We start from the raw sequence: 4,669 nt of genomic DNA, 5'->3' as shown, positions 1-4,669 counted from the left end.
ACGCATCGGCCGCGTGGATCGATCGCCGCGGACAAAGTGACGATGATTGGTTGTTTCCAAGTCGGTCTCGACGCGGAGGCCACATCGGCACTCGTCAATATGCCCGGCTTGTCCATCAATGGATCGCACTGATCGATCTTGAGCCCCGGGGCCTACGGCGCCCACAGCTTGCGGCGCACGAAGGTCGCGCCGGTCTACAAGAAGACCGGCAACCTGAGGGCCTGTCAGCTCTTGCTGGGACACCGAAAGCTGGACAGCACAGTGCGCTATCTGGGAATCGAGATCGACGACGCGCTGGCTCTATCGAACAGATTGAAATCTGACGGCGAGCCGGCTCGTTCGAAGTCGACGATACAAGCTGGCAGTCCGGCGGCGTCGGTGTGATCCCGGCGCCGCCAAGCAGACCTCCAAAGACCGCGCGGGGTGGGGAGCAGGCATTGGAGTGGGCTCCCGCGCGCTCTTACGAGGCCGGCCGCCTGCAGCGGACGGCTTGCCAACCGTCGGCGATGGCGCCCTGATCAGGGTGGGACGCAAGCGAACCTGCGGGGGATATCACCATGAAGAACATCCTGGCCGCCGCTCTGGCGGCCCTTGTGTGCACGGGGGCCCAGGCAGCGCCTCAGCCCACGCCGCCGCCCAGCGACCAGGCGCGAATCCGCCAGATCCTCGAGCACTGGCGCGTCGCCTTCGAGAAGAAGGACGTGGCCGCGGTGATGTCGATCTACAGCCACGACGTGATCGCGTACGACATCGTGCCGCCGCTGCAGTACGTGGGCTACGAGGCCTACCGCCGGGACTACCAGGACTTCTTCGCCCAGTACACCGGGCCGCTCCGCGTCGAGATGCGCAGCGTGCACGTGGCCACCGGCGACACGGTCGCCGTCGCCTTCATGCTTGAACGCGTCACCGGCACGCTGAAATCCGGTGAGCCATCGGACATCTGGCTGCGCGCCACCCAGACCTACCGCAAGGCCGACGGGCGATGGCTGGCCGTCCACGACCACATTAGCGTCCCTGCCGACCTCGCCGCCGGCAAGGCCGCCCTGGACCTGAAGCCCTAGGATCTGGGCGAATGGGCCGGGCGGACCTTGCTCTGCTGGGAGATGAACCAGCGGGAGGCCGAGGTCTGGCGGCAGACCCGGCGGGCCGGGCCTAAGCCGATGCCTCGATAGATGCGGGCCTAGACTCCAGGATGCCCCAGCGGGCCGCTTACCCCACCTGGCGGCCAGGGATATCCCGCGATGGGTCTGGGCCGCCCTAGGGCTTCCCAGGGACTCGGGGAGGATGGCGCCTAGCGAAACCTTCCGATCGTCGCAGAAGGGGTGGGAAGTTGACGTTGCCCGGCCGGAACCAAACCGCGAAAGCCCAATGGATCCCGGGCGCCGGCTGCCACAACATTGCCGCTGGCGCGATCGACAAGAACGACGGCCGGTCAGGAGTTAACGACAGAGAGGTGCATTAAGGCGGGATGAGTAGCCCGTGGGAGCGTAGCAAAGCGGCGATCTTCGCCCGTCTCCTGGTGACTTTTGCCTGGGCGGCGCTGGCGGCGGCTGGGTCTGGCCCGGCGTCCGCCCAAAGCCAGGGCCCTCCACCCTCCGCGGTTGCACGCCCCGATGCCGTTATGGATGCGCGGCTCGACAACGCCGAATCCCGTTTGAACGGCATACGGCTCGTAGTTCGAAACAGGTCGGCTGATGACGCTGCCTTGCAGGCTCAGGAAGCGGCGCTCGAGCCCGTCCAGGCGGACCTGGCGGACGCCTTGTCGACACTCTCACCGCTCTTACAAAACGTCCGTGCGCGGCTGGCCGAACTAGGACCGGCGCCGGCCGCAGGCCAGCCGCTGGAGGCTCCGGACGTCGCCGAGGCCCGTGCCCGCCTCCTCAAGTTCCAGAAGGTCCTCGATGACGAGTCGAAGCGGGCGCGCCTTCTGGCCGTGGAGGCAAGCCAGCTCAGCGACTCCTTGGCCCAGCGGCTCAGGCGGAACTTCTCGGCGCGGCTGTGGACGCACACCCGGTCGGTGTTCGACCCCATGCTCTGGGGCGATTTCGCCGCCGCTCTGCCTGACGATCTTCAACGCGCCAGCGATGCCATCGCGGCCCAAGCCAAGCAGGCAGCGCCCGCGCCGGCGCGTGGAATCGCCGAGGTCTGGTCCACCGTGCTGGCGACGCTCGGCCTATTTCTGCTGGTTCCGGCTCGGATCCTCCTCGGCCGTCTGGGACGGCGCTGGTCGATTACCCACGTCCCCGGTTCGGGCCTCCGCAAGTCCGCCCTCGCGCTGTGGCTGACGCTTGTCGGCGGTCTGACGCCACCTTTGGCGGGCCTCCTGTTGTATGCGGCCCTGTCGGGCGTCGTTCGGCTGACACCCACGATGGAGGGCCTCGTGCGGGCCCTTATCGTCGCGTTGTTGTACGCCGCCACGATCGACGCCCTCGGCCGGAGCACACTGTCGCCGGCCCGGCCGAGCTGGCGCTTGGCGCCGGTTTCGGACGCATTCGCCAATCGGCTGGCGATGTTTCCAGCGATTATCGGCGCGGCCGTTGGCCTGGTGAGCTTCTTGTCGCGCGCCAGCGAACTGCTCGACGCCAGCCCGCCGGCCAGCGAAGCGAGCCGCTGCTTGGGAGTGGTGGTCCAGGTCCTCGCAGTCGGCGCCGCCCTGGCCTGGGCGCGCAGGACCCCGCCCGGGCAGGAAGATCCTGATGAGACCCGGTCGCGTCTGTTGTGGATCCTGGCCGCGGTCGCCGCCTGGCTGGCGCTTGGCGCCGCCCTGATCTCCGTGACGGCGGGCTATGTCGCGTTCGCCGGCTTCATCATGCGCGAGCTGATCTGGATCGCCACGGTGCTGGCGAGCCTGTTCCTGCTGATGCGGTTCGTCGATGATTTTTGCGAAGCGCTGTTCACGCCGCGCCACGCCCTCAGCCGCCTGATCGCGGCGGCCACCGGCCTGTCCGACCACGCGCTGGAACAGATCGGCGTTCTCCTGTCAGGCGTACTGCGGCTTGGCCTGATGGCGTTCGGGTGGATGGCGATCGTGGCCCCATTCGGGGCCAGCGCGCGGGAGATCCTCGCCCGCGCGGCATCCACTCAGATGGTGTTCAAGTTCGGCCAGATCTCGATCTCGCCGGGCCTGATCTTCGGCGGCGCGGTCCTCTTCGCCGCCGGACTGGTGATAACCCGGATCGTCCGCGGCTGGCTGGAGACGACCTACCTGCCCAAGACCCGCGTTGATGTGGGCCTGCGAACCTCGATCACCGCCGGCCTTACCTACCTCGGCGCGCTGATCGCAGTGCTCACGACCTGCGCCTATCTCGGCTTGAGCCTAGACAGAATCGCCCTGTTCGCCAGCGCGCTCTCGGTCGGCATCGGGTTCGGACTGCAGGCCGTGATCGGCAATTTCGTCTCAGGCCTGATCCTGCTGGCCGAGCGGCCGGTCAAGGTGGGCGATTGGATCGCTATTGGCGAGCAGGAAGGCGATGTGCGGCGCATTCACATCCGCGCCACCGAGATCGAGCTGGGCGACCGCTCAAAACTGATCGTCCCGAACTCCGACCTGGTCTCCAAGATCGTGCGAAACGTGACGAGCGGCGGTGCGCTCGGCCAGGTCAAGATCGTGCTGCGCGTGGCCAATGACGCCGACGCCGGCGAAGTGCGCAACCTGCTGCTGGAACAGCTCGCCGCGCACCCGGGGGTGCTGCGCGAGCCGCCGCCGGGCGTCTTCCTGACCAATGTACCCGACGGCGCCCTGGAGTTCACGGCCCTGGCCGGGGTGGCCTCGGCCCGCCAAGCCTTCGGCATCAAGAGCGATCTGCTGTTCGCAATGGTGGCGGCATTGAAAGCCTGCGGCGTGCGGCTGGCGACCGTGTCGACCTTGATCCAGTTGACCGCCCAAGGCGGCCAACCGGCGACCGTTCAAGAAGGGGGGACCTTGGCCCAAGAAGGAGCGCCGACGCAGCGTGCGGCGGCGCGTTATACGTCGATCGACACCACCGGTGACGGGAAGGCGGTTGCGGCGGCGAAGCGCCCGCGCCGAGAAAGGCGATCTTGAGCGGGCCGGCTCAGAAGCGGACGTTTCCTCCGACCGGGGCGCAAGCGCCCGCGAGCGCCAGGCCTCGATGCGGACGTTCAGATCGGCTGCGTGGGGTGAAGCCGGACGTAGGAGACCCCGGCCCTGTCGAAGGCCGGGTTCCTGGTGTCATGCGGCTCAGGCGCCCCGTAAGCCCGCGGCGAAGGCGCCCAGCGCGCGACGGCGGCGCAGGACCGCACCCAGCCCGCCGAAGCCCGCCAGCATCATCGCCCAGGTCGACGGTTCGGGAATCGGATCGTCCCTGATGAGGATGTTTCCGCCTGAAAACGCTGAGAAAAAATCGTTCCCGTCTACAAACCGATAGGTCACGAGTATCCCGCCTTTCCATGTTGCGGAATCGACCACTTTGTTCAAGTCGAAGGGGTCCGCATCGGCGACCCTGTAAGTTGATACCAGCGCGCACCGTTGCCTGACACCCAAGGTTTCCGTCGTCGTACCGTCAGGCAGGAAGCACGACGATAACGAGAACGGTTGCAGGACTTCCCTGCTGTTGTCTCCATTCGGATCGGTGGGGGTCGGGACCTGAGATATCGAAGAAAGCTCGATAACGCTTTGTATCGGAACCCCGGTATTCTCCAGTCTGAAGAG

At 66.9% G+C, this 4,669-nt stretch carries 3 protein-coding genes; 2 read left to right on the top strand and 1 reads right to left on the bottom strand.

Annotated elements, in window-relative coordinates; translation table 11 throughout:
• The first annotated feature begins 557 nt into the window (after nucleotides 1–557).
• Both VGI62_RS14075 and VGI62_RS14070 read left to right on the top strand, forming a co-directional pair.
• Nucleotides 558–1,061: an SgcJ/EcaC family oxidoreductase gene (locus VGI62_RS14075; RefSeq protein ID WP_331505129.1), complete on the top strand. Its 504-nt coding sequence runs from the start codon at nucleotides 558–560 to the stop codon at nucleotides 1,059–1,061.
• Between the two features lie 644 nt (nucleotides 1,062–1,705).
• On the top strand, nucleotides 1,706–4,042 hold the full coding sequence (locus tag VGI62_RS14070) for a DUF3772 domain-containing protein (protein WP_331505128.1): 2,337 nt from the start codon (nucleotides 1,706–1,708) through the stop codon (nucleotides 4,040–4,042).
• Between the two features lie 156 nt (nucleotides 4,043–4,198).
• Here VGI62_RS14070 and VGI62_RS14065 read toward each other — a convergent pair.
• A partial coding sequence (locus tag VGI62_RS14065) for a PEPxxWA-CTERM sorting domain-containing protein (protein ID WP_331505127.1) occupies nucleotides 4,199–4,669 on the bottom strand: 471 nt, incomplete at its 5' end.

This window comes from Phenylobacterium sp. (assembly GCF_036495085.1).
Lineage (GTDB): Bacteria > Pseudomonadota > Alphaproteobacteria > Caulobacterales > Caulobacteraceae > Phenylobacterium.
This window is presented reverse-complemented; position numbering and strand designations above follow the sequence as displayed.

Bases quoted from the DNA above. Each gene is read 5' to 3' on its own strand.
- VGI62_RS14075 (WP_331505129.1), top strand. From the start codon at position 558: ATGAAGAACATCCTGGCCGCCGCTCTGGCGGCCCTTGTGTGCACGGGG.